Here is a 25775-nt window from a genome sequence, read left to right as displayed (position 1 = left end):
CGTTAGTATAAGAAAAAACGAGCGATTTTTTCTTCATCATTTTTTGGCTTGCCTTACGCATGCATCCTATGTACCATGAATACGGATACTTATGTTCGGAAACGAGGTAAACACGATGCGCTTTTGGATTTTAATCACCATTGTTGCCATTTCCGGCCTTTCGCAAGGGATGCTGCTGCCATTGCTTTCGATGTTGCTTGAAAAGCATGGCGTTTCTTCTTCGGTCAATGGTATGCACGCAGCGGCGCTGTACATTGGTGTTTTATTCATCTCGCCGTTTTTGGAAAAACCGCTGCGCAAATATGGATATCGTCCTATGATTCTCCTTGGTGGTTTTATTGTAATATTATCCCTCGCTTTATTTCCAGTTTTTCATTCATTTTTTCTTTGGTTTTTCTTGCGCCTTTGCGTTGGAATTGGCGACCATATGCTTCATTTTGCCACACAAACATGGATTACTGATTTTTCGCCGCCAGAACGGCGCGGGCGTAATCTTTCCTTATACGGATTCTCTTTTGGCATCGGTTTCTCAGCAGGGCCACTGCTGGCATCCCTCGCTTCCTTGCACGAATCGCTGCCTTTTTACTTATCATCGCTATTTAGTCTTGTCAGCTGGTGCGGTGTCTTTTTCCTGCAAAATGAACAGCCAAAGGAATGGCAACGATCGGATTCGACGAATGTTGCTCAACGTTTGCTCCATGTGTGGAAATACGCATGGATGGCCTTACTGCTTCCGCTTACTTACGGTTTTTTAGAAGCAACGATCCATACGATTTTTCCGGTGTACGCTTTACGGGAACATATTACGGTAGAACATGTAGCGTTTATTTTGCCCGCCTTCTCATTTGGAGGAATCGCATTCCAGCTGCCGCTCGGGGCATTAAGTGACCGCTTCCCGCGGAAACGGGTGATTGCCGCTGCCTTGTTTATCGGCAGCGCCAGCTTTTTTAGCGCTTATCTGTTCCATCATTCCCTCATTGCGATTGCCATTTGCTTTTTTATTGCCGGTATGTTTGTTGGCTCTTTGTTTTCCCTTGGCATCGCCTATATGGCCGACTTGTTGCCGAAAGAGCTGCTTCCCGCCGGGAATTTGCTATGCGGCATGCTATACAGCCTTGGCAGCATGACCGGCCCGTTTACGACCGGCCTAGCGATTCAGATCGGCACCAATCACAGCTTTTTCTTTATGATGTGCAGCCTTCTCTTTCTTCTTTTTCTTATCATGCTTTCAAAGCAGCCAATGAAGCAGAGCGATTGATCTTCTTCTTTTTTATTTTTCAAAAAATTATTGACCTTTTTCTTTGTTCTGTTATATAATAATACCAACAAATAAACATTCTGTTTTAAAACAGAGTAAACATGAAGAGGAGTGTTTGTTTATGATTAGAGCAGAACGGAAAAATATGATCGAATTTATTGAGAAAGTGAGAGGGATTACAAAAGAACAGCTTGCGTATATGACGGATGCGGAAATCGAGTATATTTACGAACTGTACTACTACAATCACGAAGAAATCGCCGAGTAAACAGAGCCGCTGCTGGACCGTCCTTTATTTTCATCTCATCGACTTCGTCCATCATCGAAAAATCCTCACCAAGAATCCCAAAAGTAAGTGCAAAAAGGTTCTCGCCTTCGCGAGAACCTTTTTTGTCAAAACCGTCCTGCTTTCCATGCTAATGATACCCGTTTTGGCCATTAGCACTGCTGCTTGTTTTATGCTTCGGCTTATTTTTTCCTTTTTGTTTGGTGCCTCCGTCTTTTTTTGTATGTTTGGTCATGGAAATCCCCCTCTCATCCTCAGTAATCCCCCTTACAATCGTTACTATTTCCCCACTGCTTCTGTTTATGAAAGGAAGTTTATGCATCATTAACGCTCTCGTCTTCTTCCTTCCCGCTCGCAATCAAAAATCGCGTTCATTTCTCCGCCTAACACAATAATCATCCCTGATAAATAAAACCACACCATTAAAATAATCATTCCACCAAGACTTCCGTACATCGCGGTATAATACACAAAATTGTTGACATAGTAAGAAAAAGCGAGCGACGTGATAATCCAACCAACCGTCGCGAAGGTTGCACCGCGGACGACATTTGCACAACGCAGTTTCTTATTTGGCGCAAAATAATACAATGCAGTAAACACAACAAACAAAATTAATGAACTGTAGTTGAGCAATTTTAATTACAATAATTACCATGTAAAAGAGACAAACAGGGTACCCCTTATGCCACGTGGAGCTGTTTTTTCACGGTATCAATGGGAATATTTTGTTTCGCTGCACGGTAAATGAACTCCACGAGGCTATGTCCTTTTCTCTTGCGCAGAAGATCGAGCCCATCAGAAAAATCGCTGTTCGACTCGAACATGCTGTACACGTAAGCAAGCTGCACCAAGATCCAGTAGCGTTTCACCGCCCGACGTCCGCGAACGCGGTATCCATCGAGTTTCAGCTGGTCTTTCGCTTGACGGAAAAAACATTCGATCGACCAACGCTGGGCATAGTAGCGCAAGATCTCTTCATCGCTTAGATCCCGGTCGGTGCTCAAGACGCAGTGAAGATGTTCCGATGTCATCGGCTGATCGGCTTTCCAAGCGAGCAGCACCACGGCATCATCGAGACCTTTGAGAGAGCCTTCGTAGCGATAAACCCGATAACGCTCTTCTCCCACCGTGACGAGGTGAGTGTCTTTCGGTTCGATGTAGCGGGCAAACTCCCTCACCTGAACCGCAATGCCTTTTGGATAAAGAAGCCGATTGGCCTTGAGCATTGCGATTACGTGGAATCCCTTTTTCAGACAAGCTTCCACGAGCGTTTGCGATGGATACCAAGAGTCCATCAGCACATAAACAGGACGGTGTACATCCAAAGAAGAAAGCATCTCGATCGCGAGTTCCCCCTTGCTTTTCCCAGCCGCCTTGTCGTAGAGGCGGAACGCAAAGGGAAAAGCCTGGGTCATCGTATGAACCATGAGCCAAACGAGAGAATGTCCCCAGATCGACTTTTTCTCTGTGTGAGAATAGTGCCAATCACACCCTTGAATGGCGTGCGTTGCCTGTGACGAAGGCTTGGTTTTTTGGCAAATCGTATCATCGATCGAAACAAAAAGGGGTTGACTCTCCTGTTTGGCGATGCGTTCGACACGACGAAGCATCCACTGTTGAAGTTTGCGAAGCAGCGTCTCTTCATCCCAAGGGCTTTTCGTGAAAAAATGGCTGAGTGTCGTGCGGTGGTTCGGATGAAAGCTCCAATGATGAAGATCGGTCAATGTTCCCGCAAATCCTTTGGTGGTCAGCGCATCCACGATATGAACGAGATGCTTCATGACAGGTTTTGAAAAATAAAGGGCCAACCCCAACATCGTGAAAAACTTGTGGATTCCTTGATGATGTGCTAATCTATTCATGAGACATGAACCTCCTTGTGAATAGTTTTGGTGACACATCTATTCTAATCAAGGAATCGGGTTCATGTCTCTTTTTTTGTTTGGTTGTAAATTTATGTTAGCGAATTTGCTCATCTACAGTAATGAACTAATGACCCAACGCAACGCATTCCAAACCGTTAAAAACGTTTTGGAAAAACCAAATGCAGAAAATAAAAATAGTCCTATCATTTTGCCGAATACGGGTAAAACTAAAGCGACGATAATGACAAAAATCATCCCGATTGTAAGTAATACAGATACCCCACGAGCGATAAAAAAGGGACGATTTTCCTCGACATCATAGGCGCGGTTAAACGCCCGGACAATCGCATTCATTCCGTTCGAGGCTGACCAAATCGCACCGATAATACTAAACGATAACAATTTCCCGTTTTGGTACCCCATCACTCGATGAATGCTTGCCTCAATTAAATGAAGTGCTTCTTTTGGAGCATATTGGCGTACTACCGAAAGAATATCTTCATGTGGAATTGGTAAATAGGCAAGTAATGTAAATAAAAAAATAAGAAATGGAAACAGGGAAAGGAGAAAATAATAAGCTAATTCCGCTGATAGGCGAGGAATTTCATCCTCTTGAAAACGCCGCACCATTTCACGAATAAACATTAAATTGATTATCATTTATCGTTTCCCCTTTCATTATTTTATTCGGGGACGATCATCCTTTTTCCAGTTATATACTTCTTTTGCAATTTCGATAACTTCCGGCGTTTTTTCTGCAATATCTTTTATTTTTTTCATAATAAACCCTACATCTTCTTCCATCTCTTCTATTGATTGGCGCCATTGTTTAAGCTTCATTGGAAATGAAAGGCGGTCTTGTTTCTCTTCCTTTTTGAACAGTAAGGAAAATGCAGCTCCTGCTGCCGCTCCAATCACCACACCTTTCCATACATTTCTTCTCTTCACTTATTGTTCCCCCTTTTTAAAGTTTTTTCTCTTTTATAATCGTTTCTAATAAATGTTCGCACCCTTTTCGGATAAGCTCATATACTTCTGTAAAATTCCCTGTGTAATACGGATCAGGTATATCAGCCATTTCACTATCTGGAACAAAATCAAGAAGCCGGCCAATAAAGCCTGTTTGATCATATCCAGCTAATCGCCGCAGATTCCCGACATTTTCCGCATCCATGGCAATAATGTAATCAAACGCTTGCAAATCCTCTTTGCAAATTTGCCGAGCGCGAATTCCTGAAAAATCGATGTTATTTTTCTTTAATATCGTCCGTGTCCCTTCATGTGGCGGTTCACCAACATGCCAATTCCCTGTTCCTGCTGAATCAACGATGATTTTTCCTTCCAATCCTCTCTCTTTTACTAAATGTCGAAAAATCGCCTCCGCCATTGGAGAACGGCAAATATTCCCTAAGCAAACAAATAATACTTTTACCATTGTTTCACATCTCCCTTCGACCCCATTATATACAAAAATATTAGCGCAATGTATTCCTCTATGTGTTACAATACATGTAAACTTTACAAAGGAAGGAGCAAAAAAATGGATTTATCCAAAAAGTCGGCAGAAAACGTAGAGTACATGGTGGAAAAAATAAAAGAAAAGCTAAAAGTATTAAATTTTGAGGCGATTAAACCTTCCCACTTCTCTGAGGATTGGTATGATGAGTTAAAAGACATTTATGAAATGGTGATGAGAAAAAATACGTTCAGCCCAAGCGAGATGCAGGCAATCGCCGAGGAGTTAGGAAACTTGCGCAAAAAATAAAGGGCACCGTCTTTAAGCGATGTACAGCCCATTCTTCTTTGTGTATATTTTCATTTGATTGGAGGATGGGGGTTCCCATCCTTTAAACAAACGATGCAGGCATCGAGTGGAAGGAGGCCGCCTTCTTCTGCGCAGAAGCTTCTTCGATGGAAGTGGTAAGAAACTACCGTCTCTCAACGAAATATAGGTAAGAGGTTCATTTGGTTCTACTCAATTTGTCTTTATTTTCGTATAATTTAAACTAGACTAGAGATAGAACTAAACCAACTATGAATTTATACATATTTTTGTTTTGAGGTCGGAGAGGAGAAAAAAATGTTTTATGGCAGTATTGATCACTCATTATTTATCATTTTGTTGTTCTTCATTACTGCTATCATTTCCTACACATTACTGAAAATACTATTCAACCGTACACACCCTATTTACATCGTAGCGGGCATATGCATCATCAGTCTTGCATCTTGGTCAATACATTTCCTCCTTTCATTAGACACGCTCCATATGTCGAAAAAGACAAACGTTTTGTTTAACCCTATCGCTGCTGTGCTCAGCGCCTTATGTGTTACAACGATCGCACTTACCATTAGACACTTATTAAAAGAAAATAAACAATATGATAAATGTCTCTTTTTCCAACATCCTGATATGATCTTTCTGTTAGACATAAATGGGGTATTTCTATCTGGTAACCCTGCAGTGGAAAAAAATGCTGGATACAAACCTAGCGAATATATTGGCAAACATTTTACCCAGCTTATCGTCCCAGACCAAATTGAAAAAGCAAAAAAATATTTGAACGAACATTAAAAGGAGAAACTTATGAATGTGATTTACAAGCATGGCATAAAAATAAAAAAATTATTGATATACATATCAAAACCGTCCCATTGATTCGTGGCAATCGCTTAAAAGGAATTTATGTGATTATCCAAAACCTTACGGAACTCAATCGATTCCGAAAAGAGCTGGAACACTTATATTATAAACATACACTCATATTAAATTCTATCGCGGAAGGAGTTTGCGGGATCGATCAACATCAAAATATCGTTTTCTGGAATCCAGCCGCAGAACGAATGACGGGATATAAAGCGGAAGAAGTCATTGGAAAAACATCGCATGCGATCATTCACCACACGAAAAAAGATGGAACTCCTTACTCTTTTGGTGAATGTCCAATTGATCGCGCCATTCATGATGGGAAAACGTATCATATTTGTGAAGATATTTTTTGGAAAAAAGATGGTACCTATTTCCCTGTTTCCTATACGGTAACACCTATTTTGGAAAATGGGGCCGTTGTTGGCGGAGTATTGACGTTCACCGATATTACCGAGAAACAAAAAACAGAAGAATTCATTCGAACATCGGAAAAGCTCTCAGTTGCCGGCCAGCTAGCGGCTGGGATCGCCCATGAAATTCGCAATCCGCTTACAGCCATAAAAGGATTTATACAACTATTGCAATCCGAACTTGACGAGAAAAAACCTTACCTTCACATTATTGAATCAGAAATTCAGCGCATTGAACTTATTTTAGGCGAACTATTAGTGTTGGCAAAACCACAAGCAACCAAATTTACAAAAAGTGATATTGGCGTTTTGCTTCAACATGTCACCACTTTATTAGAAACACAGGGTATTTTGCATAACATCCAAATTATTACAAAAACTGATCCATCTCTTCCTCTCATTGAATGTGACGAAAACGGATTAAAGCAAGTATTTATTAATTTCTTAAAAAATGCAATGGAAGCGATGAAAAATGGCGGACATATTTTCATTGAAGCACAAAAAAAGGATGAACATTCCGTTCTTATTCGCTTTATCGACGAAGGTTGTGGAATTCCAAAAGAACATCTAGAAAAAATAGGAAATCCATTCTTTACAACTAAAGAAAAAGGCACTGGTCTTGGGATGATGATCAGCAAAAAAATTATCGAAGACCACGGCGGAACGATGTCGATTATGAGTGAAGTGAATAAAGGAACAACAATCGAAGTAATATTGCCAATCCGCGTTTCTGCCTCACCTGTTTTACATACCTCTTCGTCATCCCATTTACATGCATAGAAAAGGGCGGAATAGCAAGCCGCCCTTTTCTCTTCTTCTCCGATTTCGTTATTCCTCTAACATGTTACTCACATTTCGCACCCTAACAAGGTCAAAACAAAGGATTTTTTATTTAGTTTTTCAGAATAACTTTTTGACCAACACAACGAGCGATGGCAATCCTTTTTTTACCATCGCTGGTCGTTCCGTATCACGTTACACGTAGATGCTCTCATCCATGCCCAATCCCTGCAGAATCCTTCGCTGATCAGGGGTAAGGGAGCGATCCAGTGAGCGTTGGATGCGCCCATCCGGCAGCTTGAACAGGACGACGTTCACATATTGAAACAGCTGAAAAATCGCCTGTCCCGTCGGCCGGGTCAGCTTGCGGCCTCCAGGACCCTTCAACGGGTGTTCTGGAGTAATAAACTGACGCACTCGGCGCTGAAAAACGCGGTAAATAGCCAAGGCCAACAGAAACAAATAGCCTAATACTGCGACCCGTTCTGGTTTTTTGACGTAAATCTCATCCGTGAAAAACGGATCTTTCAAAAAAGCGAAGTTCATTTCCACCGAGATCTGCCCTTTATACAGCTTCAAGATCTCTTGGGCATCCATGGGTTGGCCCTTCCATTCCTTCGGAACGGTCGTGACAAGGACAAACCGGGACGCTTTCCGTCTCGCCTGTTCCCACGCGTCTTGGTCGAATTCGACGTCAAGGTGCAAGAAATACAGCGTCTCCACCTCGGGTTCCGCCCCTTTTTTCGGCCGTCCGCGCCGTTTTTTCAGGCGTACGATCTCTTCGACCGCGGCCTCAACCCGATGAAACCGGGGGCGAAGGGACGCCTTGAGGGACGCCAAGGCTTGTTCGGCATCTTCCCGGCAGGAGAAGGGGTGACGCTCCCAACGGGCTTGTTCCTCGCGAAGAAGCTCCGCTTCTTTGGTTCGTTCTTTTTCAAGCGTCTTTCCTTTTCGCTGGTCGAGCGCGCTCGATTCAACAACGATCAGCCGAACGGGGTGGCCTTCATACGTCGAGGCCGTTTCCCATACCCGGTACGTGGCGCCGTTTCTCTCCGCCAACGTAAAGGGATCGCTCCACGTCGTGTCCTCAGCATCCGCTTCGGCCAGCGCGGTTTTCACGATCCGGAGCGACGAAGGGCCTCTGGTGATCAAAAAGGCGTTGGCCGCTTTGGTTTGCGCCAGGGTCTCTTTCGTCATCGCGGCGGAATCGGCCACGTAAATCCATTCGTCTTCGATTTTGGCCTGCTTCAGCTGTTCATGGACACGAGACAGCACCTCGGGATTCCATGTTTTATCGGGCAGGTTGCCATCGTGCACATCGCCGTAAAACGGGATGCCGTCCTCGTTGCCGACCAGTCCGAAACCGATCTGTTTTTGCCAACGATGATGGCGGTTGTAGCCATGTGTGATTTGTAAGGCCTCTAACGAGGCCGATTCATACGCGCCGTAAACGGTCTTGTCCGTCGTATCGGCGTGGAAGGCTCGGAGGGAAAGGCCTTCTTTTCGATAAATATGAATCAAGCAAGTGCTGATGACGTTGTGAATGCCAGCCTCATACAGGCGATCGAGATGACGGGCCAACGCATCGTCGTTCAACCAGGAAGGATGGAGATCGGGACGGATGAGTTTCTCACAATCGACCTCCTGAGCCCAATGTTCCAAGTGAACAAGGGCTTGCCGGCCGTCAAACACATTGTAGAGGATGGCCTGAACGGCATCGCTGACTCGCGTTTGGCACTGCGGATCGACGGGCACGAGATGGTCAATCAATTGAGGCAGACCCAGTTTCTTGAATAGGGCACTTATTATATTCAAATAAGAATTGCGATAGACCTTTTTGACTTGAACGTTCATAAGTGAAAAACTCCTTTACGTTCCTTGTGTGTCAAGGATTCATTCGACATCGGAACGAAAAAATCCTCCCGATTTTCGTCGAGAGGGTGCGAAATGTGAGTTATAACCTGACTCGAGCATAAACTTTAAAATTCCGATTCTATTACCGACAAACAGATATTTTTTCAATCACTAGTCGACTCCTTTTATAAATATTTTCGGTATTCTAATATAATATTCGAGTAGTACTTAACTTACAAATTAGATGGTGTTACAAAATTATCGTTTGCATAAATATACATAATTGCACATGCAGTAAATAGCGGTTAAACCCATACCAATGTAGCTGTTCTAATCTGTCACTCTTTAACCTTTAACTGATTGAACGTCTGTTCAATCGTGTTGTGGAAATGAAACAGCCATTTTCCCAATTCTGTCTTTAGAAAACCAAGGAATCATCCGATCGTAGCATCTTTTCACGATTCGAGAATAGAGCAGCAAAACGAAAAAGATATTAGCTTGTTCGATCACTTTCAATTCGCAGTAATACAGACGTGAGACAAAATAATCCCCTCCACGCTTGTACAAAGATGCAATTTATAACCTCTCAACCAGTTGTACAGAGTGGAAATTCTTCATCTAGCTTGAGAATCATAGAAACTGCTTTGGAGAGCCATGCTATCAATCATGACAATTTCGGGATACTAAGTCCCTAAATTATTCAAAAGTTGGGCATTAAAAATGGTAAATCCTTTTTCTCGAAACCATTTACCCACACATAAAAAGTAGAAAAAAAGTAGAAAATATGAAACTTTATTGAATTCGTAAATACAGCAGAAATAGCCAATTGAATATGTTGATTAACTGACACAAGGACTCAATGGAAAAATAAGTATTTAAAAACGAACATCTCAATAGCATTTTTTCAAAATAGGCGAACGACCTGTCACATAAAATTCTTCTGCTAAAGAAAGTCGACCAATATACTGAAATAGAGCTTGTAAAAGTGGGACACTTTCGCTATTATTGCATGTTCGATAACTAAATTGGAAATCATGGTAGTGTCCCCCTTGGAATTGTATTTTTAGTCATAATTCCAGGGGGGATTTGTTAGTGCAGTCATTATAAATTTTGAAATATTATACAAAAGTATACTGCTTTTTATAAAAAGAAACTATATTTTTCACATACATATCGTAACTATACAAGCCATTTAAAATCTGTAATTGTTTTTTATGATACTTTTTAACTCACATTTCGCACCCTCTCGACGAAAATCGGGAGGATTTTTTCGTTCCGATGTCGAATGAATCCTTGACACACAAGGAACGTAAAGGAGTTTTTCACTTATGAACGTTCAAGTCAAAAAGGTCTATCGCAATTCTTATTTGAATATAATAAGTGCCCTATTCAAGAAACTGGGTCTGCCTCAATTGATTGACCATCTCGTGCCCGTCGATCCGCAGTGCCAAACGCGAGTCAGCGATGCCGTTCAGGCCATCCTCTACAATGTGTTTGACGGCCGGCAAGCCCTTGTTCACTTGGAACATTGGGCTCAGGAGGTCGATTGTGAGAAACTCATCCGTCCCGATCTCCATCCTTCCTGGTTGAACGACGATGCGTTGGCCCGTCATCTCGATCGCCTGTATGAGGCTGGCATTCACAACGTCATCAGCACTTGCTTGATTCATATTTATCGAAAAGAAGGCCTTTCCCTCCGAGCCTTCCACGCCGATACGACGGACAAGACCGTTTACGGCGCGTATGAATCGGCCTCGTTAGAGGCCTTACAAATCACACATGGCTACAACCGCCATCATCGTTGGCAAAAACAGATCGGTTTCGGACTGGTCGGCAACGAGGACGGCATCCCGTTTTACGGCGATGTGCACGATGGCAACCTGCCCGATAAAACATGGAATCCCGAGGTGCTGTCTCGTGTCCATGAACAGCTGAAGCAGGCCAAAATCGAAGACGAATGGATTTACGTGGCCGATTCCGCCGCGATGACGAAAGAGACCCTGGCGCAAACCAAAGCGGCCAACGCCTTTTTGATCACCAGAGGCCCTTCGTCGCTCCGGATCGTGAAAACCGCGCTGGCCGAAGCGGATGCTGAGGACACGACGTGGAGCGATCCCTTTACGTTGGCGGAGAGAAACGGCGCCACGTACCGGGTATGGGAAACGGCCTCGACGTATGAAGGCCACCCCGTTCGGCTGATCGTTGTTGAATCGAGCGCGCTCGACCAGCGAAAAGGAAAGACGCTTGAAAAAGAACGAACCAAAGAAGCGGAGCTTCTTCGCGAGGAACAAGCCCGTTGGGAGCGTCACCCCTTCTCCTGCCGGGAAGATGCCGAACAAGCCTTGGCGTCCCTCAAGGCGTCCCTTCGCCCCCGGTTTCATCGGGTTGAGGCCGCGGTCGAAGAGATCGTACGCCTGAAAAAACGGCGCGGACGGCCGAAAAAAGGGGCGGAACCCGAGGTGGAGACGCTGTATTTCTTGCACCTTGACGTCGAATTCGACCAAGACGCGTGGGAACAGGCGAGACGGAAAGCGTCCCGGTTTGTCCTTGTCACGACCGTTCCGAAGGAATGGAAGGGCCAACCCATGGATGCCCAAGAGATCTTGAAGCTGTATAAAGGGCAGATCTCGGTGGAAATGAACTTCGCTTTTTTGAAAGATCCGTTTTTCACGGATGAGATTTACGTCAAAAAACCAGAACGGGTCGCAGTATTAGGCTATTTGTTTCTGTTGGCCTTGGCTATTTACCGCGTTTTTCAGCGCCGAGTGCGTCAGTTTATTACTCCAGAACACCCGTTGAAGGGTCCTGGAGGCCGCAAGCTGACCCGGCCGACGGGACAGGCGATTTTTCAGCTGTTTCAATATGTGAACGTCGTCCTGTTCAAGCTGCCGGATGGGCGCATCCAACGCTCACTGGATCGCTCCCTTACCCCTGATCAGCGAAGGATTCTGCAGGGATTGGGCATGGATGAGAGCATCTACGTGTAACGTGATACGGAACGACCAGCGATGGTAAAAAAAGGATTGCCATCGCTCGTTGTGTTGGTCAAAAAGTTATTCTGAAAAACTAAATAAAAAATCCTTTGTTTTGACCTTGTTAGGGTGCGAAATGTGAGTTTTAAACTCTCTATCATCATCTAAAAATTCTATGTCTTTACATATTTCATTTAATAAATAGGTATAATTCTGATAAACGGTCTTCATAGATTTAAATTCACTCGTAAAAAAGTTCGAATTATATACAGCAAAACTTATGCCTCCACTAAATACAGTTTCAACAAAATATCCATCTAATCCTTCACCAAAAGTTAAAGCCCATTTTGCTCGTGAAATAATATCCTTATATTCCTCGTATTTCAAATTTCTTATTATAACTATTTCTAATGAAGGAAACCTTTTTTTGATTCTATTCAGTATCTCTTCTTTTAAAGGATGCGGATCTGGAGATACAACCATTAAGTTTTCTTTATCCTCGTAGTTTTTAAATTTATACTGTTCTTGACTTACCCAAACCGATAAATAATGTAAAGGTATTCCGAATCTTTCCCTATATTCTCTAGTTGAATACTGTCTATGTGCAGTTGTACAAGTAACATCCCTAGTATATTCAAAAAGTTTAAAAATTATATTTCTAGCAGGTGCTAAATCAACATTTTGGATTAAAAGATTTATTTGTAACGATGGAATTTTCTTTAGTTTTTTTTGGTGAACCGCTGATATATTGTTTAGAAAATTGACAGTATAACATTCTGGAATGTGAATTATACATTTTTCAATATGTTCAAAATAATTCATAACTAATTCAAAAGGATAGATTGATACATTATTTTCAAAGTTTGTATTCTTCAATAGAATTGAATCATTGGGAAGTGTACACATAATAGTTTCACAGTTATGAATATGTTTTAACTTTTTCGTCTCCTCGTATATTGAATAAATGGATAGTATTCCACCTGTTATTCCATCTTCTCCTGGTACAAAAAAGATGATTAAATTTTTTTCCTTTGAATCATACGTATTCTGTAGCGTTTCAAGAGCTACAGATACCTTAGGTTGAATAAGCTTATTATATTCTTCTTCCATTAGTAAGTAATAATTTTGTAATTCATTAATTCTATCTATATTGTTTGAATTTATTATGCTATTTGCAATTGTTTGTGTATAATTAAACCAATTCTTTAACGTTAATTCATAGTCTCTATCTTTTTGCAATAAGCCTTTTTTTCTAGATTCCATAATCATATGCGCATAATCTATTGTTCCATTTAACAACATCTCAGCTGACTGCAACTGTTGATTGTCGTGGATTCTAAAATAACTTAGTGTTTCACTAATATAAACTGCTTTTCCTTTAAATAAAAGGTTAAACCATGATGCTAAGTCTACATTACATAAATATTCCCTTCCACTAAAAGTACCGAAAGGCTCATCCAAATCACGTTTTCTAAACAATACAGTAGTTGGTTCACCGATACAATTTATTAACGTTTTTAATATATATTCCCCCAACACTTTCCCATCTATAATAGTGTCGGTTTCAAAAAGCCTTTTAGTACTTGCAAAATCCTTTAATAAACTTCCATTTCCATCTATTAATTGTCTATGAGATGTAACTAACGTTATTTCATTTTTTTGATCATTTAGGTAATAATTCATCATTTTTTCAATTTTTTGAGGATGAAATAAATCATCATCCATTAAATAATTAATATACTCTCCTTTAGCAAGGTTAAATAACTTAATATCATTTTCAAATTGTCCCAGCCTAGTTCGATTTTTAATATAGGTTAAATTATCATATTTAGAAGTATATTTTGTGACTAACTTTTCTGTTTCATCATTCGTACTATCATCACATACAATAATCTCAATATTTTCATAAGTTTGATTCAATGCACTTTGTAAAGCAAGCTCAAAATAATGCGGGCGATTGTAAGTAGGAATTAGTATGCTTACAAGAGGAAGAAACTTCTTATTTAATCTCTGAACATTTTCCCCATAAACATCAATAAATTTTTTTCGATCATCATCAAATCCGTTTTTCACATTCACTATACCACAGTCATGAACACACCACGGTTCGTTTTGGCACACAACTCCTACATCATAACCGGTTAATAAAAATTCTTGACACTGGGAAAGATCATAAAAATGCCAACCAGTAAACAAATCTTCTCGCCAAGGAATATCGTATTGAGTAATCATTATTAACCCGTCGATAGCTTGAACGGGTTCATAGTCTAATTCTGTATCCTTAAAGCTTAATAGTTTCATTTCTCCAGTATGACTGTCATAAACCTTTCCAAATCGTTGAGTGCTCTCCCACCAAATTCCATTTTTTGGGATTGTTTTAGCTCCAGCTACTCCAATCATCCCTAATTTAGGATACTTTTCAAAAAGTGCAATAATATCATATAAGAAATTTTTGTTAACTATAAACACATCCTGATGCAAATACACTTTATACTTTGCGTTAGTCTGCCTCATTCCTTGGTTGTACCCTGAAGTAATACTTGAAGCACCTTCAATAGCAATCAATTCAATTTCATATCCCTCTGGCACATGAAGAGATTTCACATACCGTACAGATTCTTCATATAAAGCCCGATTATTAACACAATAAATAAACGCAATTTTTTTGTCATTCATCACAAAGACTCTCCTCTTGCAACCTTTAACAAATCTAATACTTCTTCGTCAGGTTGCTGAATTTGCTGTAAAAATCTTTCTGCCAATTCGTTTTCTCCGTAATATAGCAATACATAACCGAGATTATAGAGAGTATCCTCGTCAGTTTTATCGAGTTCATAAGCCGCTTGCAAATATGGTAATACTTGTTCATGAAGTCCCTGCTCAAAACAGATAATAGCTAGCGATTGCAGTGCTTTGATTTTGTCAATGATACTTGCATTGATCACTTCTTTAATTAATTGTTCTTCTATTTCATTTTGCGCAAGTTTATGAACAATCATCTGTTTTGTTTCTTCTAAATCTTTGTCGAATTCTAGTCGACGCAATAAAAATTTTAGCTCTTGAATCTTTTTTAATGGCCTTTCATTTATTTCTTCAAATAATTTTTGAACTTCATCGTCCGGATTTTTAATTAGAGAAAGATATCGGTTAGCTAATTCTTTCTCACCATATGCATTTAACACAAACGCTAAGTTATAAAGAGTATCTGTATGATCTGGTTCTTCCTCAAAAGCAGCTTGCAGATAAGGAAGAACGTGTTCATGATATCCTGCCGCAAAATTTTCAATAGCAATTTGATTAAACATGGTAACAGATGAATGATAATTTTCTTTAACTGTAGTGATAATGTGTTCAGTTGGATAATGATTCAACTCTTCTAATACTTTTTGATTATTACTTTGTTCTGAAGCTAATTTATTTAGTAAAGACAAAAGTTGCCCATTCTCTAATTGACCAGAAACTAAAAAGTAGCTTGATTCTAACATCGGGCGAATAGCATCTCCACGCACAGAAATGAGTTGATTGATAAATTGCTGCTGATCATCGTTAATAAAAGGTTTTAAGCCAGATATTGAAATTTTAAAACCAGCATCCTTTAGTAAATTTTCAATTTGTGAAAAACTATACATATTACGTTTCACAAAAGGATTATGACCATTTAATAAGTCTTGAATCACTAAATAGTGACCGATATTGGGAACTTTAGCAATAAATATCCCATTTTTCTTAAGATGTTCTTTAACGAATTTTAATAACGATTCATCTAGCTTAACGTCATTATCACTAAATAAAATTACGTCAAACTTTCTTTCCCGTATTTCTTCATCCTCAAAACTGCTAGTAACTTTAGCAAATCTACTTGCTTCTTCAATTGAAAATGGATTGTTCTCTATACCATATAATTGTGCTAAAGGATATTCATATTTCACTTTTAATAAAGTGCCGCCCGATCCACAGCCAATATGGAGAACTTGAATGGCTTTTTCTTTAGAAGCAGTAATCAACCCAATCATTTCATAATCAATTCTGTATGAATTTGAGTCTGTTCCCCATTTTTTCTTAAATTTCTTTTCATTTTCAGTCAAAACTTTGGAATATGCATTTACGTCTTTTTTCCAAGATACACTCCCATAATGATGAATAAACGTATCTTTACAAAGCATCAAACGGTATCCAGCTTTACGCAAACGGACAGAATAATCGTCATCTTCAAAATTCCCTGGTGTAAACCGTTCATCAAGTAAACCGACTTTATCAACTGCTTCTCTTTTAATCAGCATGCAAAAACCAATGAGTTTTAACCGTTCTTCCCATTTATCCGGATTTGAAACATTATAATTTGCGGCAAATTGGTGCATTTCATCAATAGACGTATAGTTTACAGGAATGGTTGAATAATAAGCTGCCGAATTGGTTACTGGTCCTACTGCTCCAATATCATCAGAGCTATATAAACATGCCAATAAATTATCCAACCAATTTTCCGTTACTATTGTGTCATTATTTAAAAGAAGAATGTTTTCTCCTGTTGCAATCTCAATTCCCTGATTACATCCTTTTGGAAAACCGAGATTTTCATTATTAAAGATTACCTTTATGTTATTTTGTTGTTTTAACCATTCTACCGTACCATCAGTAGAGTGGTTATCGACAATAATAATTTCGTAACTTCCTTCTTTTGTATATTTAGCAATACTTTCTATGCACTGTTTTGTATAATCCAGTTGATTATGAGTGAGAATAATAATACTAGTTTTCATGTAAGTCTCCCTCTTAATTCCCCTGTTGCATCAACCATTTACTATCAGGGTAAATATTTTTTGCTTTTTCCAATATATTGTTTCTTTCCGATGTCATTCCGTTTAGTTTCATTAACTCTAATACATATTTATATAATCGAAAATCGTTATGACCAAAATGAATCCCTAATAATCCGTACTGAATCGCTTCTGTAATTTGGTTTCTTATTGCTAATCCTTCGATAATATTTGCAAAACCTTGTGCATCTAAATCCTTAAAATCCTCAACACTTTGATAAAAGTCTAGAGCGACCTCAATAAACTCGTAACGATGGAGCAGATGACCGAGATAAAGATTAATTTTATTTTCAAACTTATCTTTCAGGGATATTAATTGTTCGAATAAATCATATTTTTTAAGCTGGAGCGTTCGTTCAATCAACTGCAAATAAAAAGTCTGTTCTGGGATATAATCTGATTCATTTATGACAAATAATAAAAATTCTTTTTCTTTATCATTACGAACAATATTGGTTAACAGCCGGATAACCTCTGATTTGTCAGCACTTAAAGGATGATGTATAAAAGTTTGTGTAAAGCATTTTGCTAGAACAAAAGAAAAAAGGTAGGGTATTCTCTGATTGGACCAAAAATCTTAGAGAAAGGAGTACCCTACCTATGTCTAAAAGAAGTATACCGAATGTCGACTGGGCAAATCAACTGGAAAGTGTCATTCGTCAGTTTGTGAAGGAAAAATTAGAGCTGATTATGCGGGAAGAAATCAAACATTTCCTCGAAATCGAACAGGCTGGAACGCCGAATATGAGAAACGGCTACTATCAGCGAAATCTAGATACGCAATATGGCCGGATTGAGGGTCTTTTGGTTCCAAGAGACCGAAACGGGGAATTTCAAACACAGTTGTTTGCCCCTTATCAACGCCACACCGGCTGGCTGGAGGAAGCCATCATTAGGATGTATCAAAGTGGCATGAGTACACGGGAAATTGGCAAGTTTATCGAACGAATTCTAGGAAATGCTTATTCTCCAGCGACGATCAGCCGTATTACCGATGTCGTGAAAGAAGACATCGAGAAATGGCACCATCGTCCACTATCCAAACGTTATTCTGTCTTATATTTGGACGGCTTGTACGTGAAACTTCGCCGCGATACGGTAGAGAAAGAAGTCATTTATGTGGTGTTAGGAGTGAATGAAGAAGGGTATCGAGAAATTCTGGATTTCTTCGTGGGAGGACAAGAAAGCGCCTATGGATGGCAGGAAATTCTTCAACACCTCTACCAAAGAGGCGTCAAGGAAGTGCTTCTTGGCGTCTTCGATGGCCTTCCGGGGCTGGAGGAAGCCTTTAAGGCGGTGTATCCGAAAGCCGATGTGCAGCGCTGTGTCGTGCACAAAGTCCGCAACACCCTCAGCCGTGTTCGGAAAAAAGACCAATTCGAAGTGGCCGAGGATCTCAAGCTGATTTATCGCGCGCCGAATAAGGAGATGGCGTTACAAATGTTTCAACAGTTTGAGTCGAAATGGTCCAGCAAATATCCAAGAGAAGTTCAATCTTGGGCCAATGAGTTGGATGTCCTCCTTACATTTATGGATTATCCAAGCAGTATTCGAAGTGTGATTTACACGACGAATGTCATCGAACGAACGATCAAAGAGATTCGGAAACGTCTAAAGCCGATGAACAGTTTGAGCAGTTTAGAAGCCGCGGAAAAAGTCGTGTATTTGACCATCCAAGATTTTAATGAGAAATGGGCAGGGCGAAAGTTAAGAGGATTTGCCGAAGCGCAGGAAGCCCTTCAACGAATGTTTGAAGAACGTTATTGTTAACCAAATATTGTAAATAAACAAAATAAGGGGATTCTCCCTTTCCACACAAGAGACTGAATATTCAGTCTCCTGTGTGGAGAAAATCAGTCCCCTATCAATTCAAATCCATTTCAGAGAAACCCTACCCCATTTACATTACACAAAATTCTTGACGGTACCACTTAAAGAAGCAATTAAAACATCATATAAATCTAAACAGCCATTTTTTATATAAGTTTCTAACAAATATAAAGAACTACTCATTAATTGTTTAATTGCTTCTTCGTATTCCCCTTTTAGAATATTTAGTTTAATTTGAAATCCTTTTCTAAAAGCTTCTTCTTTTAAGCTTGAAATATAATACTCAGCAATCGTTTCCAGACCCAGGCTTAGAACGATTCTTAACAACAGTGATATATCTCTTTCATTAATAAACCAATTTCTTTTTTCCAGGAATTGAATAATCTCATCTTCAGAATGAAATTTAGCCAATAATCCCAAAACATTATATAACGCTTCATAGCTCTTATTATTTATAGACAAAGCACTAGTATAATGATGAACAGCCTCTTGGATATTTCCTTTATATTTGTAAATATGCCCAAGTAGAATGTGCGGGTCATACTCTAAATACTCAATACTCTTTATAAATTTTTGATACTTATGTTTATTGTTCACTAGCTCTGTTAAAACTTCTAAGGCGTCATCATATCTATGCTGTAAATAATAAATTTCCCCTCTTAAATATTTGAAATCAGGAGTTTCACTATAAATATGCTCGGCATCGCTTATAACTTTTAACGCATCATTAAATCTTTCCAAATATTTCAGACATAAAATAATTTGAACAATACAAATTGAAACCCAGCTAAATCTAAAATCAGGCTTTAACTTATAGGCCTTTAAGTAATATTTTAGCGCTTCTTCTACTTCCGCTTTAGAAAGGTACTCATTCGCTAAATTAAAGTAATCAAACCCTTTACTATTAGAAGAATTCAATTCCTTTTTAATTAATTCCGCATTACGTTCATTCTTATTCTTTTCTTTGACTGTTTGAGTCATATACCCCGAATGGTAGATGATAAAAGGAATCGTTTCTGTTGTTAACTCTTGGTTTTCATTTTTTCTTAGTTGTTCATGAATGGAGCGATAATAGCAAATATTAGGGTCATTTCGATATATCCTTGTGCTTCTATGTTGAAGAACGCGCTCTCCATACGTTCCCATAAAGTTATAGATTGTTACATCATAACCATCTATATCTTCTTTTGAATTTTTTAATATCGTTACTAATTGTTGCAAACTTTCCCTATCGACATACTCATCTGCATCAAGAATTAAAATCCATTCCCCGTTTGCCTGCTTCTGTGCGTAGTTTCTGGCATCTGCAAAGCTATTTGTCCACTCAAATTCATATATTTTATCTACATACTTTAGAGCAATTTCTTTTGTGGAATCAGTTGACCCAGTATCAACAATAACGATTTCATCAACAATACCATATACAGAATCAAGACAACGTTTTAATACTCTTTCTTCATTTTTCACAATCATACATAACGATAATAACGGTTTCATGGTACACATCCTTTTTTTAATTAACTCGCTTAAAAAAATATCGTGTCATTCTTATCGCGGGAAAGACACGATACTTTTTTAAACGTCCCTCTTCTAAGAAGAGGGACTTGATTATATTATCGGAGTAATTGAAGAACTGCTTGTGGCTGCTGATTTGCTTGAGCCAACATAGCTTGTGCTGCTTGAGTAAGGATGTTGTTCTTCGTGAACTCCATCATTTCTTTGGCCATCGTGCCACCCTCACTTTCGTGATGGGACCAGACTATATCTTCACCTGCTAGCTTATCCGCTAGTGAAGGGCCGGGCGCTTCGAATGATACAGGACGATGGAGAAATCCTGTTCACCCTACGGACTTCATCGCCATAGCTTCTGGCCTTAGGCGGTATGTCCTAGTCGTTGAACCTTCTCCACCCTTTCGGGACAGGAGCTTGGCTGCTGGTTGCCCAATCCTTTGGCTTTTCCAGCCATCACGCTTGCCGTTTCCAGCTACGTTGTGGCGTCAAAGGCTCTAAGGGGTTTCCAGCAATTCACCCGGTGATACTCCTAACCGTTTCCGGCTAGGACGACTGTGCCTGTCACTGCTTATGCAGCTAAGGCATAATCTACGTCACGGATACGAGATTCAGCAGCAGTTAGGTTTTCAGATGAAGTTTCTAAGTTATTAATAGTATGTTCTAGGCGATTTTGATATGCACCAAGTTTAGAACGTTCTTGAGATACCAAGCTAATTGCGTTATCAATGGATGCAATGGCTTGACTTGCTAAATCGTTCGTAGCAACAGAAATGCCAGCCACGTTAAGAGCGCCTGAACCAGTACTCATTGCATTAATAGACAACGTAATAATTTGACCATCGTTTGCGCCTACTTGGAATGTGCCTGTGAATGAACCGTCTAGCAAGTTTTTAGTGTTGAATTGTGTCGTTGTAGAAATACGGTCAATTTCAGACAGCAATTGGTTTAACTCGTCTTGAATGTTATTGCGGTCTGCAGTAGTGTTTGTGTCGTTAGCACCTTGAACAGCCAATTCACGCATACGCTGAAGGATTGCGTGTGTTTCGTTTAAAGCTCCTTCTGCTGTTTGGATCAATGAGATTGCATCTTGTGAGTTTTTGCTAGCCATTTCTAAGCCACGAATTTGCCCACGCATTTTTTCAGAGATGGCAAGACCTGCTGCATCGTCACCAGCACGGTTAATGCGAAGACCGGAAGAGAGTTTTTCCATGTTTTTCGCAGCTGCGCTTTGACCGATCGTTAGTTGACGGTACGTGTTCAACGCTGCAATGTTGTGGTTAATTCTCATCTTCTTTTCCTCCTTGAAAATTTTTTCTTCCACATCCCTGTGGAATGGTAGATTTCGCGGATAGGAAGAAAGTCGGCCGCCTTTCTTCGCTATGCCGCGTTCATTTTTTATATCGGTTTGTTTTTTGGAAGTTTAATAGGTTAGCGCAAATTTTTTAGATTTTAATGTCGAGAAATTGGGAAAATGGCGAAGGCTGCTGGATTTCTTTAATGATATGGGCTGGGTCGTCTTTATGCTTGTTGATCATTTCGTTTAGAGCTTGTTCAGCAATTTGCTTATTGTCTTGAACAATGCGAGCGACGACGCCTTGGACTGGCACTCCGCCGATGCTGACGCTCATGCTTGTTTCCCCCCTTTCCAGTGTTTCAATTGCTCGTTCAACCGCTCGAGCGATGATTTGGAAGCGTGGGAGGCGGCGTTGTTTTCGGCTTGGATGGCGAGGTAAATTTCTTTGCGATGGATTTCGACGTGTTTCGGTGCGTTGATGCCTAGCTTCACTTGATCGCCTTGGATGGCGAGGACGGTGATCTCGATGTCATCTCCGATTTGAATTGCTTCTTTTAGTTTGCGCGTGAGTACAAGCATGCTTGCCGCCTCCTTTATTTCGCCACTTTTTCGGGAAAGAGGCGATGTTTTGTTTTGTAGTTCGTGTTTGTTAAAATGACTTGCTTTCCAAGGCGTTTATGAACGTTAATGACAATCGGTGCCTGCAAATTCGCCGTCGTGTCGTCGAACGGGTCGGCGACGGTCAAAATGACGTATAAGGCGACGTCTTGCTCGTCAGTGATTTGCAGCTGCTCGAGCGTGTTATCATCGAGGTCGATTTCGTATGATGGGAAATATGAAAACGGTTCAATTAGCACAAATCCAAGCGCAGGGGTTTTTACCGACTGCATAATGACAAACGGCGTATCAGCAAGCGGCAACAACACGAATTGTTTTTCTTCCAAAAACCCTGGAATTCCTTGTTCAAAACGGACGATATCCTTTTCATCAATGTCGATGTCTCCGTGATATTTTGTCGCGATTTTCATTCGTTCATCCCTCGATTCGTATTTATGTGACTACATCGATGTGGAGCGAGTTGTGCTGCGCCAAATCGATGTGCACCGCTCCTGGCTGGTAATGAATGACTGGGCGGTGTGGTTTGATGTCAATCAGCGGCTTATGCATTTTCCAATCCATCATTAACTTGCCCGGTTCGTAGTCGATTTTGACACTAAATGGAGATGGTACGAATCCAATGTTAAATTCGAGCGGCGGACCTTCGCTGTTTGCTTGCGCCTGCTCGGCAATCACATCGCCGCCATTTTCGATTTTCATCAGCTCGTCTCCTTGCGCAGAAACAGTCTCTATGTACGTCAGCCATGTTTCATATCCATCCTTAGCCGCGTCCTCGATAAGCCGAAACACATGTTTTAAATTCATCTCTGCCCACGCCTCCGACTGGTCGATCGTCAGTCGCGGACGGATGGCGTTGATCTCCAGTTCTGGCTTTGGCTGTTCGATCGTCATTTCGGCTGGCGGCTGGGTGATTTCCAGTTGCGCGGGTGCGGTCGAAATCGCGAGTTTCGCGAATGTCGCTTCCATGCGCAGCTGTGGAATGCGCATCAACAGTTCCTCCTTATCAAAACCGCTATATCAGGCTGGCGGAGTCGAAACATGATAAGAAAAAAGCCAGCTAAAAAGCTAGCTTATCGCAAAAAGTCGACCAACGTCGGCTGGATGATGCGCGCACCGACGGCCAGCGCCGCGCGGTGAACGCTTTCTTGCGTTTTTAAGTCGGTAATGACCTTTTCCATATCGACATCTTCATTATCGGACAACATTTTTTCCGCAATGACTTGTTGGGAATCGATGCGATCTTCCATTAATTCGATACGGTTCATGCGTGCTCCTAATTCGGCACGAGCGCTTAGTAAATTGTTAATATGTTGGTCAATATAACCGAGATATTCGTTAATATCTTTTCCCGTCTTGGCCGGGTTGTCCAAATCATTGGCAAGCGACTGCAAATCGCTGAACAATCCTTTCCCTTTTTGCGAAGCGTCATAATGGAACACTTTTGTCGGATCCACGTTGACACCGATGTAGATGCCTTTGGCTAATTCGATTTTCACTTCTCCCGTATTGTCCGACGTCGTGATGGAAGTTCCGTTCATTTGCACGGGTGGCTCGAGCGTGTTGGTACCGTTAAAAATATATTTGTCTCCCACTTTCGTATTGGCGATCGTCACCAACTGTTCGGTCAGCTGCTTAATTTCTTGCGAGATGGCTTGGCGCTGCGTTTCTTCATACGTATCGTTGCTTGCTTGAACGACGAGCTCGCGAATGCGTTGCAACGCCTGCGTTGCTTTATCAAGCGCCGCATCGGAGTTTTCTACCCAGTTGTACGCTTCGGAAAAATTGCGTTTAAACTGTTCGACTTCCGTTAAATTCGTCCGATACGCGATTCCTTTCATTGCCACGACGGGGTCGTCCGATGGGCGGTTAATTTTCTTCCCTGTGGAAAGCTGTTCTTGATATTTTCCTAAGTTCGCGTAGCTAGTGCTTAAATGTTTCAACATATTGTTCGCTAGCATATTTTGCGTGACGCGCACGTTCCATCACCTTACCTTCCGACGATTCCCATGCCGTTGATGATTTTATCGAGCATTTCATCCACGACGGTAATTTGCCGTGCCGCCGCGTTATAGGCGTGCTGGAATTTAATCATGTTCATCATCTCTTCATCGAGAGAGACGGAACTGACCGATTGACGGCGTTCATCCACCGATTGGAGGAGGACATCGCTGTTGTTTTTCATCCGATTCGCCTGCTCGCCATCGACGCCAATTTTGCCGATCCAGCCTTGGTAGTTCGTTTGAATCGTACCAGAAGTCAACGGCAGATGGAGCGAGCTGATCTGGATCGTGTTTGTTGTACCAATTAAACTGATCGTATCCGCAGAGAGCAACATGCCGCCGACATTCGCAAGGTTAATCGCATTATTGCCGTTTCCTGATTGTTTTTGCTCCGTAGAAGCAGCGATATTAGCGAGATCGTTGATATCATCAGAAAGTCGAATCGTTTTGGCGGCGTCTGTCACTTGTCCAATGCCATCAAAAAAAGCAACTCCATGTGAATTATCCTTAAGCCCGTATCCTTGCTTATGTACTTCGTTAAACAATGTGCCAAACGTATAAGCAAGCTTATCCAAGTTATTTAACATATCTGGATAAATGCCTGTCACGATTGGCTGACCGTTGCTATCTTGACCGTTTACGTAGCCGTATGCTTCGATAAGACCGCGCAGTTTGCCCATCGGAAATGTGACTTGGTTGTTACTAGTGAAGGAAACGGACGTACTACCTACTTGGGACGTACTACCTACTTGCAATTCTGTGACTCCCGTAGCTGGCGGCATTTCTTTTATACCGTCTCCATCCACATCTTGACCGTTTGGAAACGAAATCGATTGAAAATTCCCGCCTTGGACGAGATAAATTTTCGTATTTCCGTTCATGAAATAAATGTTATACGCCCCTTCTGCGGTAGCTAATGCGTTGCCGCCGCTTGGTACTTTTTCGACTTGCACATTGACAAGTTTGGACAGCTCATCAACCAGGCGATCGCGTTCATCGTATAAGTCGTTTGGCAAATAGCCGTTCGGTTCGACACTCGCAATTTGTTGGTTAATCTCGCTTATTTGTTTCGCAAGCGAGTTGATTTGCGTCACCGTCACACCAACTTGTGTACCGATGTCCGTCTGAATTTGTGATAACGAGTTTGCTAAATAATGGAACGTTTCAACAACGGCGAGTCCGCGCTGGCGTACGACGGACCGCGCTCCTTCGTTTTCCGGGTTGGTGCTTAAATCTTGAAGTGCCTGCCAAAACTGATCCATCGTTTTTGCCAATCCGTTATCCGATGGTTCGTTCATAATGTCTTCCATCTTGGAGACGGCGTCCGCACGCGCTTCCCAATAACCGAGCTTGTTGTTTTCCTCGCGATATTGAATGTCTAAAAAGTATTCGCGTACACGTTCAATAGAGCCCGCTGTTACACCTGTTCCCATCTGCCCAGGAATTTGCGGGCGGTTGAGGGCAGGGGCGGGAAATGGCTCCGTCGTCACAAAATTGACGCGTTGTCTCGTATATCCAGGAGTGTTCGCGTTCGCAACGTTATGCCCTGTGACATACAGAGCGGCCTGCTGGGTCATCATGCCGCGCTTGACGACTTCTAATCCATGAAATGTCGAAAGCATCATT

The 25775-nt window shown here is 41.1% G+C and carries 22 protein-coding genes and 4 pseudogenes; 7 read left to right on the top strand and 19 right to left on the bottom strand.

Features of this window, described 5'->3' with window-relative positions; genetic code table 11:
* Positions 1-115 precede the first annotated feature (115 nt).
* Positions 116-1258: an MFS transporter gene (locus BDD39_RS02605; RefSeq protein ID WP_166907874.1), complete on the top strand. Its 1143-nt coding sequence runs from the start codon at positions 116-118 to the stop codon at positions 1256-1258.
* A gap of 121 nt (positions 1259-1379) precedes the next feature.
* Positions 1380-1526, top strand: a complete 147-nt coding sequence (locus BDD39_RS02600; protein ID WP_017436077.1) for a BH0509 family protein — start codon at positions 1380-1382, stop codon at positions 1524-1526.
* 342 nt (positions 1527-1868) lie between these two features.
* Here the strand turns inward: BDD39_RS02600 and BDD39_RS02595 are convergent.
* The 5 genes and pseudogenes from BDD39_RS02595 to BDD39_RS02575 all read right to left on the bottom strand — a co-directional run.
* Positions 1869-2168: pseudogene (locus BDD39_RS02595) on the bottom strand (YihY/virulence factor BrkB family protein); the annotation flags it as partial.
* A gap of 59 nt (positions 2169-2227) precedes the next feature.
* Complete coding sequence (locus BDD39_RS02590) at positions 2228-3409, bottom strand: IS701 family transposase (protein WP_166907872.1); 1182 nt, start codon at positions 3407-3409, stop codon at positions 2228-2230.
* Positions 3410-3526: 117 nt separating this feature from the next.
* Positions 3527-4072, bottom strand: a pseudogene (locus BDD39_RS02585) (YihY/virulence factor BrkB family protein); the annotation flags it as partial.
* A gap of 18 nt (positions 4073-4090) precedes the next feature.
* Positions 4091-4360, bottom strand: coding sequence for a hypothetical protein (locus BDD39_RS02580; RefSeq protein WP_166907870.1), 270 nt, complete (start codon positions 4358-4360; stop codon positions 4091-4093).
* Positions 4361-4376: 16 nt separating this feature from the next.
* Entirely contained in the window at positions 4377-4847 is a 471-nt protein-coding gene (locus BDD39_RS02575; RefSeq protein WP_166907868.1) for a low molecular weight protein-tyrosine-phosphatase, read from the bottom strand.
* Between the two features lie 105 nt (positions 4848-4952).
* On the opposite strand from BDD39_RS02575, the gene BDD39_RS02570 reads away from it, so the two are divergent.
* The 3 genes from BDD39_RS02570 to BDD39_RS02560 all read left to right on the top strand — a co-directional run bounded on the left by BDD39_RS02570 (position 4953) and on the right by BDD39_RS02560 (position 7252).
* Positions 4953-5177: a DUF1128 domain-containing protein gene (locus BDD39_RS02570; RefSeq protein WP_166907866.1), complete on the top strand. Its 225-nt coding sequence runs from the start codon at positions 4953-4955 to the stop codon at positions 5175-5177.
* A gap of 315 nt (positions 5178-5492) precedes the next feature.
* On the top strand, positions 5493-5987 hold the full coding sequence (locus BDD39_RS02565; protein WP_166907864.1) for a PAS domain S-box protein: 495 nt from the start codon (positions 5493-5495) through the stop codon (positions 5985-5987).
* Between the two features lie 113 nt (positions 5988-6100).
* Positions 6101-7252 carry an ATP-binding protein gene (locus BDD39_RS02560; RefSeq protein ID WP_166907862.1) on the top strand — a complete coding sequence of 384 codons (1152 nt, stop codon included), beginning with the start codon at positions 6101-6103 and terminating at the stop codon, positions 7250-7252.
* A 195-nt stretch (positions 7253-7447) separates the two neighbouring features.
* Here BDD39_RS02560 and BDD39_RS02555 read toward each other — a convergent pair whose 3' ends face one another.
* Both BDD39_RS02555 and BDD39_RS16715 read right to left on the bottom strand, forming a co-directional pair.
* Positions 7448-9106, bottom strand: a complete 1659-nt coding sequence (locus BDD39_RS02555; RefSeq protein WP_015863777.1) for an IS1634 family transposase — start codon at positions 9104-9106, stop codon at positions 7448-7450.
* A gap of 250 nt (positions 9107-9356) precedes the next feature.
* Positions 9357-10142, bottom strand: a pseudogene (locus BDD39_RS16715) (ISNCY family transposase).
* A gap of 292 nt (positions 10143-10434) precedes the next feature.
* Here BDD39_RS16715 and BDD39_RS02545 point away from each other — a divergent pair.
* Positions 10435-12093, top strand: a complete 1659-nt coding sequence (locus BDD39_RS02545) for an IS1634 family transposase (protein WP_015863777.1) — start codon at positions 10435-10437, stop codon at positions 12091-12093.
* 66 nt (positions 12094-12159) lie between these two features.
* On the opposite strand, the gene BDD39_RS02540 is transcribed toward BDD39_RS02545, so the two are convergent.
* Genes BDD39_RS02540 through BDD39_RS02530 form a run of 3 tightly spaced genes read right to left on the bottom strand, consistent with a single transcriptional unit; the run spans position 12160 to position 17265 of the window.
* Complete coding sequence (locus BDD39_RS02540) at positions 12160-14754, bottom strand: glycosyltransferase (protein WP_243845971.1); 2595 nt, start codon at positions 14752-14754, stop codon at positions 12160-12162.
* Positions 14754-16838 carry a glycosyltransferase gene (locus BDD39_RS02535; protein ID WP_166907859.1) on the bottom strand — a complete coding sequence of 695 codons (2085 nt, stop codon included), beginning with the start codon at positions 16836-16838 and terminating at the stop codon, positions 14754-14756. The genes BDD39_RS02540 and BDD39_RS02535 overlap by 1 nt, the downstream gene beginning before the upstream one ends.
* A gap of 13 nt (positions 16839-16851) precedes the next feature.
* Positions 16852-17265 carry a hypothetical protein gene (locus BDD39_RS02530; protein ID WP_166907857.1) on the bottom strand — a complete coding sequence of 138 codons (414 nt, stop codon included), beginning with the start codon at positions 17263-17265 and terminating at the stop codon, positions 16852-16854.
* 230 nt (positions 17266-17495) lie between these two features.
* Here BDD39_RS02530 and BDD39_RS02525 point away from each other — a divergent pair, with 230 nt between their 5' ends.
* Positions 17496-18665, top strand: coding sequence for an IS256 family transposase (locus tag BDD39_RS02525; protein WP_166907073.1), 1170 nt, complete (start codon positions 17496-17498; stop codon positions 18663-18665).
* A gap of 135 nt (positions 18666-18800) precedes the next feature.
* Here the strand turns inward: BDD39_RS02525 and BDD39_RS02520 are convergent, their stop codons facing one another.
* From BDD39_RS02520 to flgK, 9 genes and pseudogenes are all read right to left on the bottom strand, one after another.
* A complete protein-coding gene (locus BDD39_RS02520) occupies positions 18801-20222 on the bottom strand; it encodes a glycosyltransferase (RefSeq protein WP_243845970.1) in 1422 nt (473 codons plus the stop codon).
* 116 nt (positions 20223-20338) lie between these two features.
* Positions 20339-20455, bottom strand: a pseudogene (locus BDD39_RS02515) (flagellin); the annotation flags it as partial.
* A gap of 350 nt (positions 20456-20805) precedes the next feature.
* Complete coding sequence (locus tag BDD39_RS02510) at positions 20806-21525, bottom strand: flagellin N-terminal helical domain-containing protein (protein WP_166907853.1); 720 nt, start codon at positions 21523-21525, stop codon at positions 20806-20808.
* Positions 21526-21679: 154 nt separating this feature from the next.
* Positions 21680-21865 (bottom strand): hypothetical protein, encoded by a 186-nt coding sequence (locus BDD39_RS02505; RefSeq protein WP_166907851.1) that lies wholly within the window; start codon positions 21863-21865, stop codon positions 21680-21682.
* On the bottom strand, positions 21862-22110 hold the full coding sequence (gene csrA / locus BDD39_RS02500) for a carbon storage regulator CsrA (RefSeq protein ID WP_166907849.1): 249 nt from the start codon (positions 22108-22110) through the stop codon (positions 21862-21864). The genes BDD39_RS02505 and csrA overlap by 4 nt, the downstream gene beginning before the upstream one ends.
* Before the next feature lie 14 nt (positions 22111-22124).
* Positions 22125-22559 carry a flagellar assembly protein FliW gene (gene fliW, locus BDD39_RS02495; RefSeq protein WP_166907847.1) on the bottom strand — a complete coding sequence of 145 codons (435 nt, stop codon included), beginning with the start codon at positions 22557-22559 and terminating at the stop codon, positions 22125-22127.
* A 22-nt stretch (positions 22560-22581) separates the two neighbouring features.
* Positions 22582-23136, bottom strand: a complete 555-nt coding sequence (locus tag BDD39_RS02490) for a DUF6470 family protein (RefSeq protein ID WP_166907845.1) — start codon at positions 23134-23136, stop codon at positions 22582-22584.
* 83 nt (positions 23137-23219) lie between these two features.
* Positions 23220-24125, bottom strand: coding sequence for a flagellar hook-associated protein FlgL (gene flgL, locus BDD39_RS02485; protein ID WP_166907842.1), 906 nt, complete (start codon positions 24123-24125; stop codon positions 23220-23222).
* 11 nt (positions 24126-24136) lie between these two features.
* Entirely contained in the window at positions 24137-25771 is a 1635-nt protein-coding gene (flgK, locus tag BDD39_RS02480) for a flagellar hook-associated protein FlgK (RefSeq protein ID WP_166907840.1), read from the bottom strand.
* Positions 25772-25775: the final 4 nt, after the last annotated feature.

The sequence above is a fragment of the Saccharococcus thermophilus genome (genome assembly GCF_011761475.1).
GTDB classification, from domain to species: domain Bacteria; phylum Bacillota; class Bacilli; order Bacillales; family Anoxybacillaceae; genus Saccharococcus; species Saccharococcus thermophilus.
Note: the sequence above shows the minus strand (reverse complement) of the source record. Positions and strands in the feature narration are given on the sequence as shown.

What these genes read in the sequence shown, in the direction of transcription:
- flgK (WP_166907840.1), bottom strand. Translation starts at nt 25,771, where the DNA reads ATGCTTTCGACATTTCATGGATTAGAAGTCGTCAAGCGCGGCATGATG.
- BDD39_RS02490 (WP_166907845.1), bottom strand. Translation starts at nt 23,136, where the DNA reads ATGCGCATTCCACAGCTGCGCATGGAAGCGACATTCGCGAAACTCGCG.
- BDD39_RS02555 (WP_015863777.1), bottom strand. Translation starts at nt 9,106, where the DNA reads ATGAACGTTCAAGTCAAAAAGGTCTATCGCAATTCTTATTTGAATATA.
- BDD39_RS02525 (WP_166907073.1), top strand. Translation starts at nt 17,496, where the DNA reads ATGTCTAAAAGAAGTATACCGAATGTCGACTGGGCAAATCAACTGGAA.
- BDD39_RS02545 (WP_015863777.1), top strand. Translation starts at nt 10,435, where the DNA reads ATGAACGTTCAAGTCAAAAAGGTCTATCGCAATTCTTATTTGAATATA.
- BDD39_RS02505 (WP_166907851.1), bottom strand. Translation starts at nt 21,865, where the DNA reads ATGAGCGTCAGCATCGGCGGAGTGCCAGTCCAAGGCGTCGTCGCTCGC.
- fliW (WP_166907847.1), bottom strand. Translation starts at nt 22,559, where the DNA reads ATGAAAATCGCGACAAAATATCACGGAGACATCGACATTGATGAAAAG.
- BDD39_RS02520 (WP_243845970.1), bottom strand. Translation starts at nt 20,222, where the DNA reads ATGAAACCGTTATTATCGTTATGTATGATTGTGAAAAATGAAGAAAGA.
- BDD39_RS02535 (WP_166907859.1), bottom strand. Translation starts at nt 16,838, where the DNA reads ATGAAAACTAGTATTATTATTCTCACTCATAATCAACTGGATTATACA.
- BDD39_RS02605 (WP_166907874.1), top strand. Translation starts at nt 116, where the DNA reads ATGCGCTTTTGGATTTTAATCACCATTGTTGCCATTTCCGGCCTTTCG.
- csrA (WP_166907849.1), bottom strand. Translation starts at nt 22,110, where the DNA reads ATGCTTGTACTCACGCGCAAACTAAAAGAAGCAATTCAAATCGGAGAT.
- BDD39_RS02575 (WP_166907868.1), bottom strand. Translation starts at nt 4,847, where the DNA reads ATGGTAAAAGTATTATTTGTTTGCTTAGGGAATATTTGCCGTTCTCCA.
- BDD39_RS02540 (WP_243845971.1), bottom strand. Translation starts at nt 14,754, where the DNA reads ATGAATGACAAAAAAATTGCGTTTATTTATTGTGTTAATAATCGGGCT.
- BDD39_RS02600 (WP_017436077.1), top strand. Translation starts at nt 1,380, where the DNA reads ATGATTAGAGCAGAACGGAAAAATATGATCGAATTTATTGAGAAAGTG.
- BDD39_RS02565 (WP_166907864.1), top strand. Translation starts at nt 5,493, where the DNA reads ATGTTTTATGGCAGTATTGATCACTCATTATTTATCATTTTGTTGTTC.
- BDD39_RS02590 (WP_166907872.1), bottom strand. Translation starts at nt 3,409, where the DNA reads ATGAATAGATTAGCACATCATCAAGGAATCCACAAGTTTTTCACGATG.
- BDD39_RS02570 (WP_166907866.1), top strand. Translation starts at nt 4,953, where the DNA reads ATGGATTTATCCAAAAAGTCGGCAGAAAACGTAGAGTACATGGTGGAA.
- BDD39_RS02510 (WP_166907853.1), bottom strand. Translation starts at nt 21,525, where the DNA reads ATGAGAATTAACCACAACATTGCAGCGTTGAACACGTACCGTCAACTA.